Raw genomic sequence first — 19,399 nt, 5'->3', positions numbered from 1 at the left:
AGGGGATGCCGCTGGTCGATGATGTTCTCCAGCCGCGAGCGGAACAGTTCGAGATCATCCTGCGAGGCATTCAGCTTCGGCGGCATTCTTTCCTCCACGTCAAACGCATGATGTTCGGCATCAACGGGAGAGAATCACGATCGCGACCACCGCGCAACGCTCCAACGGTTTTGCAAGGTTTTTCCCCTCAGGCCACACAGACCTTGCAAATCCCAATATTGCCCGCCGCTAAATAGTCATGACTAGATCAGCAAAGTTCGATTTTTCACAGGTGACTACCAACACCGGCGGTCGCCTCGAACTGCACGTTTGGCGGCGCGGACGGACGGCGGCTGTTCATCACAGCAACACAATATCTGCTCGCGATCGATCTTATCGGCTGAGCTGATGAAGATGCCCGTCGGGATCGCGGATCAGTGCGTCGGCATTTGATCGCCAGACGATACGCGTGGCGGCGAGATCATTTGCGAAGAGAGGGTGAAGCGCACGGCCGACGGGATGGCGATAGCCCAGCAGTTCAACGTGCGGCGGCTTACCCGTGGGGTTCATCGGCACCACATCGACTTCGGCGCCGTCAAGCCCGTCGAGCGCATCCTGCGTCGGGCCATAATTTACCGTAGCGCCTGCCTCGCCCAGCCCGTGACGCGCATAGAAGCGTCGGCTGGCTACGACATCGCTGACCGAGATCGCGCTATGGTCGATCCCCATGATGCCGGTACCCTTCCAGCCCGAATTGGCACCCGGCGCGAATTGGAGCAATTCGAGCGGATGACCTTCAGGATCGCGGAACTTGATCGCGGTTACCCCGCCAGCGGACTTGGGAAGCGTTACCGGGCGCGCTCGGCTGATCGGCGTGGCGCCGGCGTCGCGCGCGCGACGCCATGCGGCCTCCGCATCGTCGGTGACGAGCGCGAGGTGCTGGATGACGAGATCGCAAGCAGTCGTGTCAACCGGATAGGGGCGTCCCGGATGGTCGAAACTTTCGAGCTCCACGCGGCTTGGGCCGAGCAACATTGCGATGCGCGAACCGGCGCCTGAGAGGCCGAGGCGTGTGATTTCCTCGGCGGAAATGGGCGCAGCCTCGGCGACGTCGAAACCGATCTCGCGATAAAAGACAGCCAACCGCGCTGGCTCAGCAGTAACGAGCCGAAAGCCTGCTATCCCCTCGAAAATCATGTCAGGTGACATGACCCGCGTCTCGGTTTGACATGAAGTTGGACGGTCATCAGGCAGCACGGTTGATCACCAATCGTTCCGGATCTATGGCCTTTCTTACCGTTCACCTCGGTGCAGCCCTGATCCTCTCCGAACGAGAAGTCACCCGGTCCCTGCTCGATGCGCGTACCGTCCATGCTTTCGATCCACCAACGGCCAGATAGCACGATGATCCATTGCGGCGCCGGATTCTCGTGCCAGTCGCCCACCCAGCCGACCGGTTGGACGGTGAAGACAACGGTCGCCTCGCTGCGTTCCATCTTGTCATTCCACTGCGGATCGGCCGGGCCTACGGCCTTGAGTTGATAATCGGTGAGCGCGCATTGCGATTGATGACTGGTGCCATCGCCATCGACATAAAGATGCCAATAGGGAACCGAGGGCCTTGGGCCTGCCGCGTCGGTTTGATCGCTCATGGGTGAGTTCCATAAGGATGGCTGGAGGCGAAGGGTGCATGAATGAAGGGTGCCAACCCCATCCCGTCCGTGCCGATAACGATCAGCAGGAAACCGGCGCCGAGCGATAGGTTTTTCAGAAAATCCCACAGGAGCGTACGGCCTTTGCCGTCGGGATCAGACCAGAAATCGCCCTGTGCCCAGAATTGTTTATATAGAACCGCCGTCGCCGCGCAGTAGCCGGCAATGACGAAGGCACTCGCCCGATCGGCTATGCCAGTGACGACGCCAAGGCTGCAAATCACCTCCACGAAGAGGCCGATCAGGATCATCGCCATCGCGATTGGGCGCGGCTTGAACATGCTCTGCGCCTGTTTGACCGCGTGATTGAAGCCGAAAAACTTGTCGAGTGCGCTGAACGGGAGGAATAACAGCACGAGGCCATAGCGGACCACGAGCACAACGATTGCTGCTGTCGTCATAGCTGGTCCCTGATGTTATCGACCACGCGCTCCACATCGTCGATCGCAATTGTCGAATTTACCGCTCCGATATCCGCTGCGGGTCGGATAGATGAACAGCCATTTCCAGTCGAGCCCCACCGCCAGAACTTCGAGGGCCGGCTGGTTGGACGCAATACGTCGATAGGGATCAAGCGTGTGAGTATAGTGCCAGAGCAAGAAGCCGAGACCGATGACGATGCCGATCGGCGGGACCAGATAAAGCCTTCGATAGTCCAGGAAAAATCCCGCTTCGGCCTGAACGCGCTATGCTTGTTGGACAGTCGATAATGCCAAGCGATGAGTGGAGTGAGCAGCAGCACCGGACAGCAACGAAGACCAGCACGATGCCGACGATGACGTAGAGGTGCCATTGGCTCGCAGCGATCGGACCCCGCATGATTCATCACATCGAACTTCAGCGCGTCGCATCCGGTGAGCAGGAACGGGGACAGTATCGCGAAAAGCAAAGGCTGCCCCTTCGATACCTTGATCCGGAAGCTCGACGATTCACAAGCCGGGATCAGAACGAGCCAGCGTTTATCAGGCCCAGATTGGTAAAGGCATGAAGAATTTTTCCGGTCAACCTGCGGCCTCATTTTCCATTGTCCGCGTTTCCAGATGCAGCCCTTTTTGCCGCCTCATCGAAATTGCGCGTATAGGCTTGTGCCGCAAGCAGGATTGCCTCGGATTGCGCCGGATAGGTGTGTGCCACCTCTGCCAGCGCCTTCATGCCGATGCCGGCGCTCATTATGACGGCCATCTCGTTAATCAACTCGCTCGCCCGCGAGGAGACGATGGTCGCGCCTAAAATCCTGTCGGACCCTTCCGATATGTGGATCTTGACGAAGCCCGTGTCCCGTCCATCGGTGATCGCGCGATCGACGTCGTGCATCATCACGGTGAAACTCTTGATGGGAATCGATTGCTGGCGCGCTTCCCAGACGTGCAGACCGATATGCGCGATTTCGGGATCGCAATAGGTGCACCAGGGTATGACCAAGCTGCTTTGTCGCTGTTGTGCCTGCATCAGCGCATTCCGAACCGCCATGCGCGCTGAGGACTGTGCGGCGTTGGTGAATTTAAGCGCCAAGCAGACGTCACCTGCGGCGTACACATTTGGATTTGTGCTGCGCAGAAAATCATCAACTTTGATTCCATGGTCCTCGTCAAAAGTGACGCCGGCGGCAACAAGATTGAGCTTTTCGACATTTGGAACCCGGCCGATGCTCAACAGGATTTCGTCGGCTTGAATGTCGCCCTTTACATCGTTATTGACGGTCTCCAGAATCTTGATGCCGTTCACGCGCCGCGCCCCGACCACCGTGGTGTTCAGACGGATATCGACTCCATCGCGCGCCATGGAGCGGGATAGGATTTCCGCGGCGTCACGTTCCTCGCGAGGCAGGAATTTCGGATCGTTCTGCACGATGGTTACGTGCGATCCCAGCCCGCAAAAGGCTTGCGCCATTTCGCAACCCAGCGGGCCTCCGCCGATGATGGCGAGACGCGTCGGCAGTGCTGCCATCTCGAAGATCGTCGCGCTCGTGCGATAACCCGTCTGATCGAGGCCCGGAATATTGGGCACCCCGGGACGCGCGCCTGTGGCGATGAGCGCCTTTTTGAAATGCACGGGCGCGTCGTCCACAAACAGCGTATCCGCGCTCTCGAACCGGGCAGAACCGAAAAAAATGTCGACACCCGGTTCGGCGAGTTCGTGAACCGAATGATATCCCGATATGCGCGTCCGAATCCGGCGCATGCGCGACATCACCTTGTCAAAATCGAGAGACGGCGCAGACGGGATCGGCGCTCCGAACGCTTCGGCATCCCGCATCGTGCTACAAACGCGCGCGGTGCAGATGATTGCCTTGGATGGGACCGACCCTGCATTCAGCGAATTTCCGCCCAGGCGATTGCGCTCGATGAGTGCGACGGAGAACCCCAGCCGCGCGGCGTACTCTGCCGCTTCCAGTCCGGCCGGGCCCGCTCCGACAATTGCGATGTCGTAGGGGTTCCGTGGCACCGGGTTTTTCCAATCTGCAGGGCGTACCCTCCGAAGGAAGCGATCCTCGTCACCAGGTTTCGTTATTGGGACGCCATCTTGCATTGCTAAAGCCACCCGTCTTCAAAACCGGCGCGTTGGAGCCCATCGTGCACGTAACTGCAATGCCGCATGATCTCCCAGATCATATCAGTGCGATGATTTTCAATCATCATCACGAGCAGGCCCTGGTCGAGCCCGTACCATCCTGTGGAAAGCCAGCCGCCGTCGCCATCCGACAGTGTCGGATTGAAGCCGCTTGAAAATCTGTCCTGGTGGCAGACCTTCGGATGCAACTCGAGAAGACCGCGCGTGCCGGCGAGCGCGGCATCGGCCCCAAAGGGCAGTGTTGCAAGCATGGCCCAAGGCGCGATCGTTCCGTCATCGGGACCGTACGGTACGCCGCGCGACATGTAGCCGAAGAAGCGGCGATCCTTACCGTTCTCGAGCATCTCCGGGGCGGTCGGGCCATCTCCTGCCGTTACACCCCAGAAGTCGCGACCATAGGCTTCGAACCCGTATGGATTGCGTTCGGCGTATTCGCGATGAACAGCGATGGCGCTCTTCGTATTCTCAAAATAGTCGCTCGCCTTCTCACGCATGAACTCATCGCGGATACCGCGAAAGTCGATCCACGCATGGGAGAACAGGTGCGTGAAAAGCGGACCGGAATAGAGAACATCGCGGTCCAGCAGATTTTCCCACTGATAGGTCAGCTGCCATGTAACGTATCCAGCTGGCGTGAGCGGAAAGGTCGGCGAGCCAAGACCTAGAACGTAGAGAAGCGCCGCTTCGTTGTATCCTTCCCAGCCATAATGGAGAAACCCACACTCGGGTTTCCATCCTTGCGAAAGGCCTAGTGTGCCGTTCTGGGCCCATCGCCAATCGACGCGGCGATACAACGCGTCGGCCAGTTCGCGAATTTCACGCTCGCCACTGCCGTCGAAGTAGCATGCGGCCACCAGGAAACCGGCGACCAGCAGCGCGGTATCGATCAGCGAGAGTTCGCATTGCCAGACGCGCTTGCCCGTCTGCATGTCAATAAAGTGATAATAGAAGCCCTTGTAGCCGGTCGCGTCGGGTGCATCGCTCTGAGTGCTGCATGAAAAGAATCTGAGAACCTTGAGCGTGCGGGTAGCTGCATCCGTGCGTGACAGCCAACCATTCCGGACCGCAATAGGATAGCAGGACAGCGCAAACCCGACCACGGCAATACTGCACGGCGCCCCCTGGCGGGACGTGTCCGCGACAAGGCCGGTATCGGCGTTAGCGTAGTCGATCAGATAGGAAAAAGCCGCCTGCTGCAGGCGGATCGTGAGTGCCTCGTCCGAAAGCTGCGCCAGATCGCCCATCCCGGTCAATTCGAGAAATGGATCGCGGCGACCGATTGTGGCGGCATCGACACTTTAATGTTCAACTTCCCGGAGTCACCATTGACCGGAACCGGTTCGCTCTGGAACTGCGACAGATGCTTGAGTTCTTCAATGGTCGCGGCGTTCAAATATTCAGGCTTGCCCCGTTGCTCCCAATGGGGCTTCGCATTGGCGTGCTCCAGGTCGATCCGCTGAATGGACGCCATCGATTCCGGCTTCGCGGACTTGAGCTCGAAGGAAACCTGCTCTGTCTCGATCGGATGCCGCGGCAGCGCAAAGTTCGTCAATACCAGCGTGGAACGCTGATCGCCGCGCACGAACCAGGCATCGACGGTTGCGTGGCTCCCCTTGACCGGCATCATCTGCGTGCCCAGTTCATGCAGCAACTGGAAGGCTCGATAGGCGGGCTTGGCGATGCCATGAATGTTGAGCAACCCGAATCCGCCGTGGAATGGGATCGAAGGGAAATAGTTTTCCTCGAAAATGTCTGAGAACGTCCAATAGCTGTATCCCTGAACCAGCCCACTGGCTTCGAGGATCGTTTTGACGATAAACGCGGCGGCGTAGGGATCGTCATGCATCGGATCGCGCGGATTGGAGGATGTGCACCACTCCGTGTAGTAGACCGGCAAATCGCCGGCGTTCTTTCGGACGTCGCGGGCCTGTTCGCGCAGGATGCTGCGCGTTGAGGCCGCTAATTGAGCTTCGGTGTCGTCGCCCGGTTTGCCGAATGCATCCGTGGGATAATGATGTGTACTGACGAAATCGGCCGGCAGGTCATTGGCCTTGCAGAATGCCAGAAAATCATCGATCCACGCATTCGCCGCCGTGGCGGGACCGCCGACTTTCAGCATTGCGTCAACGCCCTTGATGGCCTCCACTGTGTAGCGGTACAGCTCGAAATAATCGCTCTGCTGACCGTTTCCGAATGCCGTCAGGTTCGGTTCGTTCCAGACCTCGAAGAACCACTGCCGCACTTCGCCCAATCCGTAACGGTCCACCCAATGACGTACCAGCTTTCTGATCAGCACGGCCCATTGCGCATAGTCCCTGGGACGGCCGACATTGGCTCGGTAGTGAAAAACCGTCTGATCACCGGAGGACAGAGCAGACGGCATGAAACTCAATTCGACAAAAGGCTTCATGCCGATCGACAGCAGGAAATCGAAGATCTGGTCGGTATTGAAAAACGAATAGAAGAACGTGTCGCCCTCACTCACCAGCGTTCCCATGTCATCGCTCAGAATGCCGTGAAACCGGACATGCCGCATGCCAAGTTCGTCATGCGCCTGCTTGAGTTGCGCCTGCCAATCAGCCCGCAAAGCAAGTGTCGCATGGCCGCTGCCGACCGTATGCTCCCAGAAATGCGGAAAGTCTGTGGTGCGTCCGCTCAGGTCGCTTGAGAACATGGCCGTCATTTCAGTCTTTCCTTGATTCGGTCGGCGACACGAAGGGCGTTGGCGATGATTGTCAGCGTCGGATTGACCGCCCCGATCGATGGAAAGAAGCTGGCATCCGCAATGTACAGGTTATCGAGTTGATGGGCCTTGCAGTCGAGGTCCAGCACCGAGTTCGCGGGATCGGTCCCGAAGCGCGCCGTCCCTGCTTGATGCGCCGTGCCGCCGATCGGAATGTCATTGCCCAGATAAAGGCTGCGCTCCAGGAGTACTGGATGAGCGCCCGCGCTGCTCAATATCTGCTCGAGCTTTTTCTTGAGCCGATGATGAGCTTCCATATCACCTTCGGTGATGTCCAGAACGACACGCTCGCCATCGTAGCGAATGCGGTTTTCCGGCCGCGGAATATCCTCGCTCGACAACCAGAAATCCATCGAGTGGCGCGCCATCTCGTCGAACGGCATCTTTGGCATCCATTCCAGCCAGCTCGGCAGCGCTTCGCCCCTGATTTGCGCGCCATGCGACGTGGCGCACATCTGTATTAACCCGAGCGGATATTCCCAGTCATCCGATCCGAAGTAGAAATCGGAGATCGCGAGGGTTTTCTGGAATACCGTGTCGTTGGGTTCGCGCATCAGCGCCATCAGAATGGACTGATTGTGACGCATGTAGTTGCGCCCGACCTGGCCGGAACCGTTGGCGAGGCCATCGGGATGATCGTCGTTCGCGGAGCGCAGCAGAAGCAGCGCCGAGGACAGCGCGCCGCACGCGACGACTACGATATCGGCCGAGTAGTGCTCTTCACTGCGATGGCGCGTCACCGCGACGTCTTTCACTTTGCTGCCCTTGGCGTCCGTTCCGAGCCTGGAGACATACCCGTTGGTCAGCAACGTCAGGTTGGGGTGCAACTTAAGTGCCGGATCGACGCACATGACCTGCGCGTCCGCCTTGCCGTTCAGAAGACAGGGAAATCCATCAAACGTGTCGCAGCGGATGCAGATGCTGGTCGGCGTGACTTTTCCATGCTCCTCATCAAGAAGAATACCAAGAGGGAGATGAAACGGGTGCAAGCCGCCTCTCGCCAGGCTGTCCTGTAGCGTTTGGATGCGCGGCTCGTGGGAAACCGGCGGATAGGGAAAGGGACCGCTTGAAGGGGGCTCGTTCGGATCTTCGCCGCGTTGGCCGTGAACGTGAAACAGCTGCTCGGCCTCGCCGTAATAGGGCTCGAACACCTCGTACTTTAGAGGCCATGCAGGAGAGACGCCGTCCTTGTGCTGGACTTCGCCGAAATCTCGCTCTCGCAGTCTGAAAAGCGCCGCGCCATAGACCTTTGAGTTGCCGCCGACATAATAATGCAGGCCGGGATGAAAGGTCTCGCCATTCTTGCCATACCACGTCTCATCAGCTTGATAGGCGCCATCGACGAACACCGTCTGCGAGTCCCAGTTCGCACGCGAACGCGGCAGATAATCGCCACGCTCAATCAGCAAGATGCGTTTGCCGGTTGGCGCGAGGCGATACGCGACAGATGCGCCACCAGGGCCGCTTCCGATGATGATGACGTCGTAATGCTGCGTCATCGTCTTCAACCGTTGGTCGAGAAGCCGGGGTAAAGCGTCATGCCCCCGTCAACGAAGAGTGTGGTGCCTACGACGTAGTCGGAATCGTCAGACGCCAGCCAAACGGCGGCGCGTGCGATATCTTCGGGCAGTCCGATCCTTCCATAGGGAATTAGCGTCAGCAGACTCTTGAGGGCCTCCGGCGTGTCCCAGGCGGAGGTATTGATTGGCGTCTGTATCGCGCCTGGTGCGATGCCGTTGACGCGGATGCGCTTGGGGGCAAGCTCCTGCGCCATGCTCTCCATCATCAATTTGATGCCGCCCTTCGAGGTGGCGTAATTCGCGTGACCTGCCCACGGGATCACTTGGTGCACCGAACTCATGCAAATGATCTTACCGGCTGCGCGCGACACGGATGGGACCACGCCGCGGCGCAGGAACTCGCGTATGGCCGCCCGCGCGCAGATAAACTGGCCGGTCAAATTGACGCCAAGGACTTTGTTCCACTTTTCCAGGGTCATGTCAGAAAATGCAGAGTCGCGTTGCATACCGGCATTGTTGACGAGGATGTCGATCGTGCCAAATTCGCGTACGGCTCGGTCGAACATGTCGCCGACCTCATCTTCATGCGAAACATCGGCCTTGTGTGTGATAGCGTTGCCGCCGAACTGCTTGATCTTGTCAACCACAGCGTTCGCGGCGGCGTCGCCCTCGACATAATTCACCACTACATCGGCGCCCGCCTGGCCGAGAGCAATTGCGACGCCCTCGCCGATGCCGGAGTTGGCCCCGGTAACGAGCGCCTTCTGTTTGGCCAAGAGCTTGCGATCGGACATGGGGGTTCTTTCACAAATACCGCAAAAGGTCGGGCAACCCTTGCGAGAGGGTGGCGACCTCTTGAAGAGACAAGTTTGACGGGCCGGTGCTTGCCGGACTGGCCGCAACCTTTATCGGCGAAGCCGGCGGCAAACCCCAGGCCTTTCCTCAGTGGATCGGCCGCTCGTCTGAGGATGCCGGCGTTTGGGCGATCGCGGCAGGCTCGGAATCTACCTAGTCGGCCCAAATGCCGCTGGTCGCACTCGTTGGCTCACCGCCGATTTCCGGAATACGCGTTCCTCTTGATCAAGGAGGGCAAAATCGGGGTCATGTGAACCCAGTATTCGTACTGCTCGATGAGGGCCGTCCGCCTCCAGCTTCACGGCCTAGCCCAATACTTGGCCAATTTCGTCCGCATCCCGGCGCTATCAGGTGAAATCACTCAGCGATCACCCGCGACGCTTGGGCAAACCGGCCAGAATCGAGCGAAGGTCATCGATCACGCCGGCGACGCTACGCTGTCTTTCAGATGGCGGTCGCGGCGCCGCGCGACTTCGGCGGTATTCTGGTGTTGACTGGCGGCCTTCGACCAAAAGCCGGTGGCGCGGTGCTGAGACAGATGGTTGTCCCGTCGTCACCGCCACCGACGTCGGGCGCACCGTGCCCGCCTTCAAACCCGCGCCGGGTTCAGACAATTCTGACCAGGATCGAAGCCGGTGGCGCCGAGCGTATGGGGGTGCTGATTAATTGAGTATTTTCCGAGTCTTGTCTTACTCTTACGATCCCGCCGTAATCAGCTTATCGCAACTCACTCTAATCCGATTGCTGTGACGAGCGAGAAACGACCATGGAACGGGAATTGCTGATGGGGTTCGGGACGCTATTGACGCCATTGCCACGGACCACGTCAGGTCACCTTCCAAGTTTGCAAATTGTACATGATCCGTATGATATTTTCGTGTCCGTTGTGAGTAAGAAACGGCATGTCGTAATCATCGGCGCGGGCTTCGCGGGGCGGCTGCGCACTGTCGAGGGTCGGCTGTTGCAGCTGCGCTTCTCCGAGAAGTCCCTGGCGCCAAGCTGCGACGGCGCTGCACATGTCGATGTCGCCGGCGATCTGCCCGCCGCCGCTGAATGGCGTGCCGACCGGGACGCCGCCCGTCCCGCGCCGTAATCCGGCTTCTGCCCCGCCTGAGCAAAGGTCCTCCGCCCGGACCGTCCGGCCCATGCCTCTCGCGCCACTCTGCACCGGAAGGCATAAATGAATCCGATCGTCGACCTTCGCCGCTACTCCTTCAAACGGGGCAACCGCGCCCGGCAGGGCTCCGTCTGGAACGACGCCTCGCCGATCCGCGAGGAATTGTTCGGTGCCGAGCGGCTGGAACAGCACGCACGAAGCCTCGCTGCCGCCCAGCCCATCACCGCCCGGCCGCCTTCCGCCCCTTCGCTGCATACCCGCCTGAAGAGGAATGCCGGTGTGCTACTCGCCGCCTACCGGGCAACGGCTGCCGATGTCGAGGCAGGCCGCACCGTGGTGCCGGCCGCCGAGTGGCTGCTAGACAATTATCATCTCGTTGAGGAACAGGTCCGGGAGATCCGTGACGACCTCCCGCCTGGCTATTACCGGTTGCTGCCGAAGCTCGCCGAGGGGCCGTTCGCCGGCTACCCTCGCGTGCTCGGCCTCGCCTGGGCCTATGTCGCCCATACCGACAGCCATTTCGATCCCGAGATGTTGCGCTGCTTCATCGCGGCCTATCAGCAGGTCGAGCCGCTGACCATCGGCGAGCTGTGGGCTGTGGCCATCACACTGCGCATCGTGCTCATCGAGAACCTGCGCCGGCTGGCCGACCAGATCACCGCCGGGCGTCGGGCGCGCCGAGAGGCCGACCTGCTCGCCGACCGGCTTCTCGTCTCGGGCGAAGCCCGGGCCGCGCTCGACGCCGACATCCTGATCCGCTCGCCGGAACCGCTGGACGAGGTCTTCGCCGCCCAGCTCGTCAAGCGGCTCAGGGACCGGGACCCGCGGATCACGCCGGCACTGGGATGGCTGGAGACACGACTGGGAGCCCAAGGCGCATCGGTCGAAGGTGTGGTGCAGCATGCTCAGCAGCGGCTTGGCGCCTCCAACGTCAGCGTGCGCAACGTCATCACCAGCATGCGGCTGATCTCCGACATCGACTGGGCCGAGATGTTCGAGAGCGTCAGCCTGGTCGATGATCGGCTGCGGGCGGGGAGTGCCTTCGCCGCGATGGATTTTTCCACGCGCAACCTCTACCGGAGCGCGATCGAGCAACTCGCCCGCGGCTCCGTGGCATCCGAGCTCGACATCGCCGGGCGGGCGCTGCAGGCCGTTGCGACGGTGAACGCCACAACGCAGGATGCGTCGACCGGGCCGGCCAGCGATCCCGGCTTTTATCTCATCGGCGATGGGCGGAGCGCATTCGAACGGACGATCCGTTTCCGCCCGCCCGCCCGGCTTCGCCTTAGCCGCCTCAGCATCCGGCTCGGCATAGGTGGATATATCGGCACGAGCATCGCCGTTACGCTGGGCCTCATCGCGCTGTCACTCTGGGCACTCTCATCCGCCGGCCTTTCCAGCGGCTGGCTCGTTTTGTTCGCGGTCATTGGCTTCGTCTCGGCAAGCGAACTGGCGACCGCACTGGTCAACCGGGGCGTGGCATGGATGTTCAATGCCACCAGCCTGCCGGGCCTCGAACTCGCGGGCGGCGTCCCGACCTCCTTGCGCACTCTCGTCGCCGTGCCGACGCTGCTCACCAGCGAAGCCGACCTTCAGGAACAAGTCGAAAGGCTGGAAGTTCATTTCCTCTCCGGTGCCGGCGGCGATATCACTTTTGCCCTTCTGTCGGATGGCATGGACGCCGACTGCGAGGTCCTGCCGGACGATGCGCCATTATTGGAGCTCGCCGTGCAAGGGATCGAGCAACTTAATCTGCGTCACGGCGCCGGCCCGGCCGGCAACCGCTTCCTCCTGCTACACCGCCATCGCCTGTTTAATCCGGGCGAAGGAAAATGGATGGGATGGGAGCGCAAGCGCGGCAAGCTGCATGAGCTCAACCGCCTGCTGCGCGGCGCGGACGACACCTCCTTCATGGCCGTTGGTGGCCGGCCTCCGGAGGTCCCGGTGGATGTGCGCTACGTGATTACGCTCGATGCCGACACCCGCCTACCGCGCGACGCCGCGCTCCGGCTCATCGGCAAGATGGCGCATCCGCTGAACCGGCCGAAATTCAACGCTGCCGAGCGGCGGGTGGTAAGCGGCTACGGGATCCTCCAACCGCGGGTGACGCCCTCGTTGCCAATCGGCCGCGAGGGCTCGTTCTATCAGCGGGTCATCTCCGGCGGCGGCGGCATGGACCCCTATGCGGCGGCTGTTTCCGACGTCTATCAGGACCTCTTCGGCGAAGGTTCCTACACCGGAAAAGGCATCTATGAGATCGATGCCTTCGAGGCATCGCTTGCCGGGCGCATCCCCGACAACACGCTGCTCAGCCACGATCTCTTCGAGGGCGTGTTTGCACGCGCTGGCCTTGCGTCGGATGTCGAGGTCGTCGAGGAATTCCCTTCGCGCTACGATGTCGTCGCCAAGCGGCAGCATCGCTGGATGCGCGGCGACTGGCAGTTGCTGCCGTGGATCGTGGGTGACGGTGCAGGATGGCGCGGCCTGACCACGGTCGGGCGCGGTAAGATGCTCGACAATCTGCGTCGCTCCGTGGCGGGGCCGCTTACATTGCTGGCACTGGGCTTATGCTGGCTGTTTCCCGTGCCGGCGGCACGGATCGGCACGCTTCTGGTCATCTCCACTGTCGCGGTTCCCTCCTTCCTGCCGATCCTCTTCAGCCTGCTTCCGGGCCGCCCCGACATGCGCGTACGCAGCCACTTGGCCCGGCTGCGGTCCGATCTGTGGCTCGCCGCAGCCCAGACATTGCTGTCGCTCGTCTTTCTCGCCGATCAGGCATGGCGTGCGGGCGATGCCGCGATCCGCACGCTGCTGCGGCTGCTCGTGACGCGCCGCCATCTGCTCGAATGGACGACGGCCGCCAAATCCTCGGCAGCGCCGCGACTGGATCTCATCGGCTTCTATCGGCAGATGTCGAGCGGCACGGTGCTCGGCCTGGTAATTACAGGGGGCGCGCTCACCCTCTCGCCATCCATCTGGCCGCTCATCCTGCCTTTCGCCTTGCTCTGGCTCGGCGCGCCCGCGATAGCGCAATGGGCGAGCCGTTCGCCAAAGGTGCCGCTGCGCCTCGCCGTCGGTGAACGGGAAGCACGCGACCTGCGGCTGATTGCCCGGCGCACCTGGCGCTTCTTCGAGACCTTCGTCACCCCGGCCGACAACATGCTGCCGCCGGACAATTTCCAGGAAGTGCCGAAGCCGGTGGTCGCGCGCCGCACCTCGCCGACCAATATCGGCCTCTATCTGCTCTCGGCCGTCGCCGCCCGCGACTTCGGCTGGGCCGGCACGATCGACACCATCACGCGGCTGGAGGCGACCTTCGCCACGCTGAAGAGGCTGCGCCGCTTCCACGGGCACTTCCTCAACTGGTACGGCACGCAGGACCTCGCGGCATTGCCGCCCGCCTACGTCTCGTCCGTCGACAGCGGCAATCTCGCCGGTCATCTCATCACGCTGGCCAATGCCTGCGAGGAGTGGCGGGATGTCCCCGTCGGCGCGAGTGCGCGCGCGGGCATCGCTGATGCTTTGGCCTTGGCCCGCGAGGCGATGGCCGGCCCGTCCGGTGCGGGCGGTTCGCAGGGGCAGGCGCTGACTGCGGCGCTGGACGAGATCGACGTCCAACTGAACGGCGTGCAGACGCTGGAAGCGACGGCTCCGATTCTGAAACGGCTTACCGACAAGGCCACGAGGATCGTGCTGGAGACTATTCCGGCGACGGGCGACGACGGAGTCACCGACATCGTCTATTGGACAAACGCGCTCGGTAAGGCGGTGAGCGAACATGAGCGCGACCGCCTCGAGCTTCTGGCAGTGCCTGCCGCTACACGGGATCGCCTGACCGCGCTGGCGGATATGGCACGGGCCATGGCCATGGAGATGGACTTCGCCTTCCTGCTCGATCCCGAGCGGAAGCTGCTCTCCATCGGCTATTCGCTCGCCGAGAACGGCCGCGATCCAAGCTGCTACGACCTTCTGGCGTCCGAAGCGCGCCTCGCCAGCCTGTTCGCCGTCGCCAAGGGCGATGCGCCAACCCGCCATTGGTTCCGACTCGGGCGGCTTGCGACGCCACTCGGCAACGCCTCGGCACTCATCTCCTGGTCGGGATCGATGTTCGAATACCTCATGCCGTCGCTGGTGATGCGAGCGCCGGCCAGCAGCGTGCTCGAACAGACCAACCGCCTGGTGGTCGAGCGCCAGCAATCCTACGCGCGGTCTCTCGGCGTTCCGTGGGGCATGTCGGAATCCGCCTACAATGCGCGCGACATCGAATTCACCTATCAATACGCCAATTTCGGCGTGCCTGGCCTCGGCCTCAAGCGCGGCCTCTCGGAGAGCGTCGTCGTGGCGCCCTATGCGACCGGCCTTGCCAGCATGGTGAATCCCGAGCGCGCGCGACAGAACTATGCCCGTCTCGTCGAGCTGGGCGCGCAGGGCCGCTACGGCTTCTATGAAGCGCTCGACTTCACCCGTTCGCGGCTTCCGGAAGACGAGGACGTCGCCATCGTCCGCAGCTTCATGGCCCATCACCAGGGCATGACCATCGTCGCCATCGCCAACACGCTGCTGGGCGGCGAGATGCGCGCCCGATTCCATCGCGAGCCGATGATCCGGGCGAGCGAGCTGCTGTTGCAGGAACGCTCGCCGCGCGACGTCGTCGTGGCCCGTCCCCGCGCCGAGGAAGTTCGGGCCGCCGCCGTCGATGCCCGCAGCGAGGGGGCGATGGTGCGCCGCCTGACCGCGCCCGCTCCCGGGGCGCCGATTACGCATCTGCTCTCCAATGGCAGCTACGCCGTCATGATGACCGCAGCCGGCAGCGGCTACAGCCGCTGGGGCGACATCGCGGTGACGCGCTGGCGCGAAGACGCCACGCGCGACGACTGGGGTTCCTTCATCTTCCTGCGCGACATGCGGGGCGGCAGCATCTGGTCCGCCACCACGCAGCCGATGGCGGACGCTGCGGGTGAAAGCGACGTGGTGTTCGGCGAGGACCACGCCGAGTTCATCCGTCACGATGTCGGCCTGACCACGACGATGGATGTCATCGTCTCCGGCGAGCACAACGGCGAGGTTCGGCGCGTCTCGCTGACCAATAGCGGCCGGCGGACCCGCGAGATCGAGCTGACCTCCTATGCCGAGCTCGTCCTGACCACGCCGGCCGCCGACAATGCCCACCCGGCCTTCGCCAAGATGTTCGTCGAGACCGAGCATCTGCCTGAGTTTGGTGCTCTCATCGCCACGCGGCGACGTCGGGCGCCGGGCGAACCGCAGATATGGGCCGCGCATTTCGCGGTGGTGGAAGGCGAGGTCGCCGCAAATCCGCAATACGAGACCGACCGCGCGCGTTTCATCGGACGTGGGCGCAGCATCGGCACGGCCGAGGCTATGTCGGGCGGCCGGCCGCTCTCGAACAGCGTGGGAACGGTGCTGGACCCAATCTTCTCGCTGCGTCAGAGCGTTCGAATCGAGCCGGGCAAGGTCGCGCGTGTGGCATTCTGGACCGTCGTCGCGTCGTCGCGGCCGGAACTGCTCGATCTGATCGATGCCCATCATGATCGCAACGCGTTCGACCGTGCTAAGACCCTGGCGTGGACACAGGCGCAGGTCCAGCTTCGACACCTCGACGTGGACGCAGAAGAAGCCGCCGACTTTCAGAGAATCGCCGCGCCGCTGCTCTATACCGACCGGCGCTTCAGGTCGCCGTCCGAGACGATCACGCGCGGTGCCGGCCCGCAGTCTGGTCTGTGGCCGCACTCGATCTCTGGCGACCTGCCGATCGTGCTGCTTCGGATCGACGATGTCGAAGACATGGCGCAGGTGCGCCAATTGCTGCACGCCCATGAATATTGGCGCATGAAGCGCCTCGCCGTGGACCTCGTTATTGTGAACGAGCGGGCTTCCTCCTATGTGCAGGACCTGCAGATTGCCATCGAGGCCGCGGTACGGACCAATCAGTCGCGTCCGCTGCTGGGCAAGGAACCGGCGCAGGGGTCCGTCTTTATGCTGCGCGCCGATCTCATGAGCGTGGAGGCGCATGCGCTTCTGCGCTCGGTCGCCCGGATCGTCCTTGGGGCCCGCGGCGGCACTATCGCTGACCATTTCGCTCGCCTGGGTCCGCCGTCGAATCCGCCTCCGGTCCAGCGCCGGGCGCGGGCTTTGACCCCGATGCGTGAACCCGCGTCGTCGCGCGAGCCGCCGAAGCTCGAATTCTTCAATGGCCTGGGCGGATTCGACAAGGACGGGCGGGAATATGTGACCATCCTCGAACGCGGCCACACCACTCCGGCACCGTGGATCAACGTCGTCGCCAATGCCTGCTTTGGTTTCCAGGTTTCGGCTGAGGGCAGCGGCTACAGCTGGGCGCAGAACAGCCGAGAGAACCAGCTCACCCAATGGTCGAACGACGCGGTCGCCGACCCGGCGGGCGAGGCGATCTATGTGCGGGACGAGGAGAGCAGCCATCTGTGGAGCCCGACCGCGCAACCGATCCGAGGTGACGGCACCTATGTCGCGCGGCACGGCTTCGGCTATAGCAGGTTCGAGCATGAAGCGAACGGCGTCGCCCTGGACCTGCTGCACTACGTGCCGCTCGACGATCCGATTAAAATCTCGCGCTTAAGACTTACCAATCGGTCCGGCCGGCCGCGCCGGCTTTCCGTCACCGCCTATGCGGAATGGGTACTCGGCACTTCGCGCGGGGCGTCGGCTCCGTTCATCACCACGGAGATGGACGCGCAGTCCGGAGCGATGCTGGCACGCAATCGGTGGAGCGTCACCTTCGGCTCTCGCGTCGCCTTCGCCGATCTCGCGGGGCGGCAGACCACCTGGACCGCCGACCGCACCGAATTCCTCGGCCGCGATGGCGGACCTGCGTCTCCTCTCTGCCTTGCAAGCAAGGTGCCTCTGTCCGGGACGACCGGCGCCGGCCTCGATCCGTGCGCTGCGCTGCAGACTGTAGTCGAGCTCGGCATCGGCGAGACGGTCGATGTCGTCTCCTTCCTCGGCCAGTGCAGCTCAGTAGACGAGGTGCGGGCACTCGTCGATCGCTATCGCCACGCCGATCTCGATGCTGCGCTCGCCGCCGTGACGCAGCACTGGCATGACGTGCTCGGCGCGGTCCAGGTGAAGACGCCGGACCGGGCGATGGACATCATGCTGAATGGCTGGTTGCTCTACCAGACGCTCGCCTGCCGCATAACCGCACGCTCGGCCTTCTATCAGGCGAGCGGCGCCTATGGCTTCCGCGACCAGTTGCAGGACGGCATGGCGCTGACGCTGGCTCTGCCCGCGGAGACGCGGGACCATATATTGCGCGCCGCCGGGCGGCAGTTCGTCGAGGGCGACGTCCAGCATTGGTGGCTGCCGCAATCGGGCCAGGGCGTTCGCACCCGCATCTCCGACGATCATGTATGGCTCGCCTTCGCCACCGCGACCTACATCGACGGAACCGGAGACGCCGCAATCCTCCACGAGCCCGTGCCTTATCTCGACGGCCCGGTCCTGCGGACCGAAGAGCATGAGCATTTCTTTCAGCCGATGCCCTCGGATATCGTGGAGCCGCTCTACGAGCATTGCGCCCGCGGCCTAGATCATGCCGTTGCTCTCATCGGCGAGCTCGGCCTGCCTTTGATCGGCACCGGCGATTGGAACGACGGCATGAATCGCGTCGGCGAGGCCGGCAGGGGCGAAAGCGTTTGGCTCGGCTGGCTCCTCGTCCGGACCATCGAGATGTTTGCGCCCTTCGCCGGCGAACGAGATCCCGAGCGCGCCCGCCGCTGGCGGATTCATGCTGCCTCGGTAAGGCGGGCCCTGGAGCGCTCGGCCTGGGACGGCGAATGGTATCGGCGGGCGACGTTCGACGACGGCACTTGGCTCGGCTCGAAGGACAGCGGCGAGTGCCGCATCGATTCCATAGCACAGTCCTGGGCTGTGCTGTCGGGCGCCGCTGATAGACTGCGCGCCACCACCGCCATGGCCTCGCTGGAGCGTCGTCTGCTCCGCACCGACGCCAAGCTTGCCTTGTTGTTCACACCACCCTTCGACCATACGCCACTAGATCCCGGCTACATCAAGGGCTATCCGCCGGGCCTGCGCGAGAATGGCGGGCAATACAGCCACGCCGCGATGTGGGCGATCCTCGCCTTTGCAAAGCTCGGCGCCGGCGACAAGGCGCATGATCTGTTCGCGCTTCTCAATCCGATCAACCATGCCTTCACCGCGGAAGAGGCCGAGCGCTACAAGGTCGAGCCCTATGTCGTGGCCGCCGACGTCTATTCCGTCGCTCCGCATGTGGGGCGCGGCGGCTGGAGCTGGTACACCGGCTCGGCCGGGTGGATGTATCGGGCCGGCGTCGAGGGCATTCTCGGCATCCGCCGGGAGGGGGATTTCCTCGTCGTCGCTCCCTCGATTCCGGAGGCATGGCCGGGATTCAAAGCGACGGTGAGGCTGGGTGAGGGGGTCTGCCGAATCGAAGTTCGCGCTATCACCGGGGGCGAGGAGCCTTATTCGGTGCTCGACGGCGTTCGCAGCCCGTCACCGGACAGATCGGCTCGTATTTCCCTCAACTGCCAGAGTCATGATCTGCTCATGTCCATCTAGGGCTTGTGGGGATTCATCGTGAGTTGATGACGGCTGCGGCGAGGTGGATCATTGCCTGGAAGCTCTGGTCTGTTTTGCAGGCGCGCAGGGCGATGCGTTTGAACTCCTTTAGCATGCAGAAGAAATTCTCGATCAGATGACGCCATTTGTAGGTTTCGTGGTCGATTTTCAGCTTCAGTGCCCGGGCCGGGTGCTGGGAAATGCCGATCCTGGCGCCTCTTTCGTTGAGTTCTGCGACCAGAGCGTTGCTGTCGAATGCCTTGTCTGCGATCAATCCACCGAATTCGACGTTGTCGATCAGTGGCGGGAC

At 62.3% G+C, this 19,399-nt stretch carries 12 protein-coding genes; 3 read left to right on the top strand and 9 right to left on the bottom strand.

Going from position 1 to position 19,399, the window contains the following annotated elements:
* Positions 1 to 372: 372 nt before the first annotated feature.
* The 8 genes from B7Z76_RS13600 to B7Z76_RS13565 form a co-directional block, all read right to left on the bottom strand.
* Positions 373 to 1,188, bottom strand: a complete 816-nt coding sequence (locus B7Z76_RS13600) for a VOC family protein (protein WP_043508769.1) — start codon at positions 1,186 to 1,188, stop codon at positions 373 to 375.
* Positions 1,173 to 1,631, bottom strand: a complete 459-nt coding sequence (locus tag B7Z76_RS13595) for a cupin (RefSeq protein ID WP_011930559.1) — start codon at positions 1,629 to 1,631, stop codon at positions 1,173 to 1,175. The genes B7Z76_RS13600 and B7Z76_RS13595 overlap by 16 nt, the downstream gene beginning before the upstream one ends.
* Complete coding sequence (locus B7Z76_RS13590; protein WP_011930558.1) at positions 1,628 to 2,092, bottom strand: DoxX family protein; 465 nt, start codon at positions 2,090 to 2,092, stop codon at positions 1,628 to 1,630. The genes B7Z76_RS13595 and B7Z76_RS13590 overlap by 4 nt, the downstream gene beginning before the upstream one ends.
* Positions 2,093 to 2,705: 613 nt before the next feature.
* A complete protein-coding gene (locus B7Z76_RS13585; protein WP_291344570.1) occupies positions 2,706 to 4,220 on the bottom strand; it encodes a mercuric reductase in 1,515 nt (504 codons plus the stop codon).
* 2 nt (positions 4,221 to 4,222) lie between these two features.
* Positions 4,223 to 5,506, bottom strand: a complete 1,284-nt coding sequence (locus tag B7Z76_RS13580; protein ID WP_291344575.1) for a glucoamylase family protein — start codon at positions 5,504 to 5,506, stop codon at positions 4,223 to 4,225.
* Positions 5,507 to 5,511: 5 nt separating this feature from the next.
* Positions 5,512 to 6,945: a GH39 family glycosyl hydrolase gene (locus B7Z76_RS13575; RefSeq protein ID WP_011930554.1), complete on the bottom strand. Its 1,434-nt coding sequence runs from the start codon at positions 6,943 to 6,945 to the stop codon at positions 5,512 to 5,514.
* Complete coding sequence (locus tag B7Z76_RS13570; RefSeq protein ID WP_291344566.1) at positions 6,942 to 8,504, bottom strand: GMC oxidoreductase; 1,563 nt, start codon at positions 8,502 to 8,504, stop codon at positions 6,942 to 6,944. Before B7Z76_RS13570 ends, B7Z76_RS13575 begins: the two co-directional genes overlap by 4 nt.
* Before the next feature lie 5 nt (positions 8,505 to 8,509).
* Positions 8,510 to 9,319, bottom strand: a complete 810-nt coding sequence (locus B7Z76_RS13565; protein WP_291344564.1) for an SDR family oxidoreductase — start codon at positions 9,317 to 9,319, stop codon at positions 8,510 to 8,512.
* A 509-nt stretch (positions 9,320 to 9,828) separates the two neighbouring features.
* Here B7Z76_RS13565 and B7Z76_RS13560 point away from each other — a divergent pair.
* The 3 genes from B7Z76_RS13560 (at position 9,829) to B7Z76_RS13550 (ending at position 19,089) form a co-directional block, all read left to right on the top strand.
* Positions 9,829 to 10,050 (top strand): hypothetical protein, encoded by a 222-nt coding sequence (locus B7Z76_RS13560; protein WP_291344563.1) that lies wholly within the window; start codon positions 9,829 to 9,831, stop codon positions 10,048 to 10,050.
* A 96-nt stretch (positions 10,051 to 10,146) separates the two neighbouring features.
* Positions 10,147 to 10,473 (top strand): hypothetical protein, encoded by a 327-nt coding sequence (locus tag B7Z76_RS13555; RefSeq protein WP_155856274.1) that lies wholly within the window; start codon positions 10,147 to 10,149, stop codon positions 10,471 to 10,473.
* Positions 10,474 to 10,560: 87 nt separating this feature from the next.
* Entirely contained in the window at positions 10,561 to 19,089 is an 8,529-nt protein-coding gene (locus B7Z76_RS13550; protein ID WP_291344560.1) for a GH36-type glycosyl hydrolase domain-containing protein, read from the top strand.
* Between the two features lie 13 nt (positions 19,090 to 19,102).
* On the opposite strand, the gene B7Z76_RS13545 is transcribed toward B7Z76_RS13550, so the two are convergent.
* On the bottom strand, positions 19,103 to 19,399 hold a 297-nt coding region (locus B7Z76_RS13545), incomplete at its 5' end, for a transposase (protein WP_291344558.1).

The sequence above is a fragment of the Acidiphilium sp. 20-67-58 genome (genome assembly GCF_002255515.1).
GTDB lineage: Bacteria > Pseudomonadota > Alphaproteobacteria > Acetobacterales > Acetobacteraceae > Acidiphilium.
The sequence above is the reverse complement of the archived record's forward strand: the minus strand, read 5'-3'. Positions and strand labels throughout refer to the sequence as shown.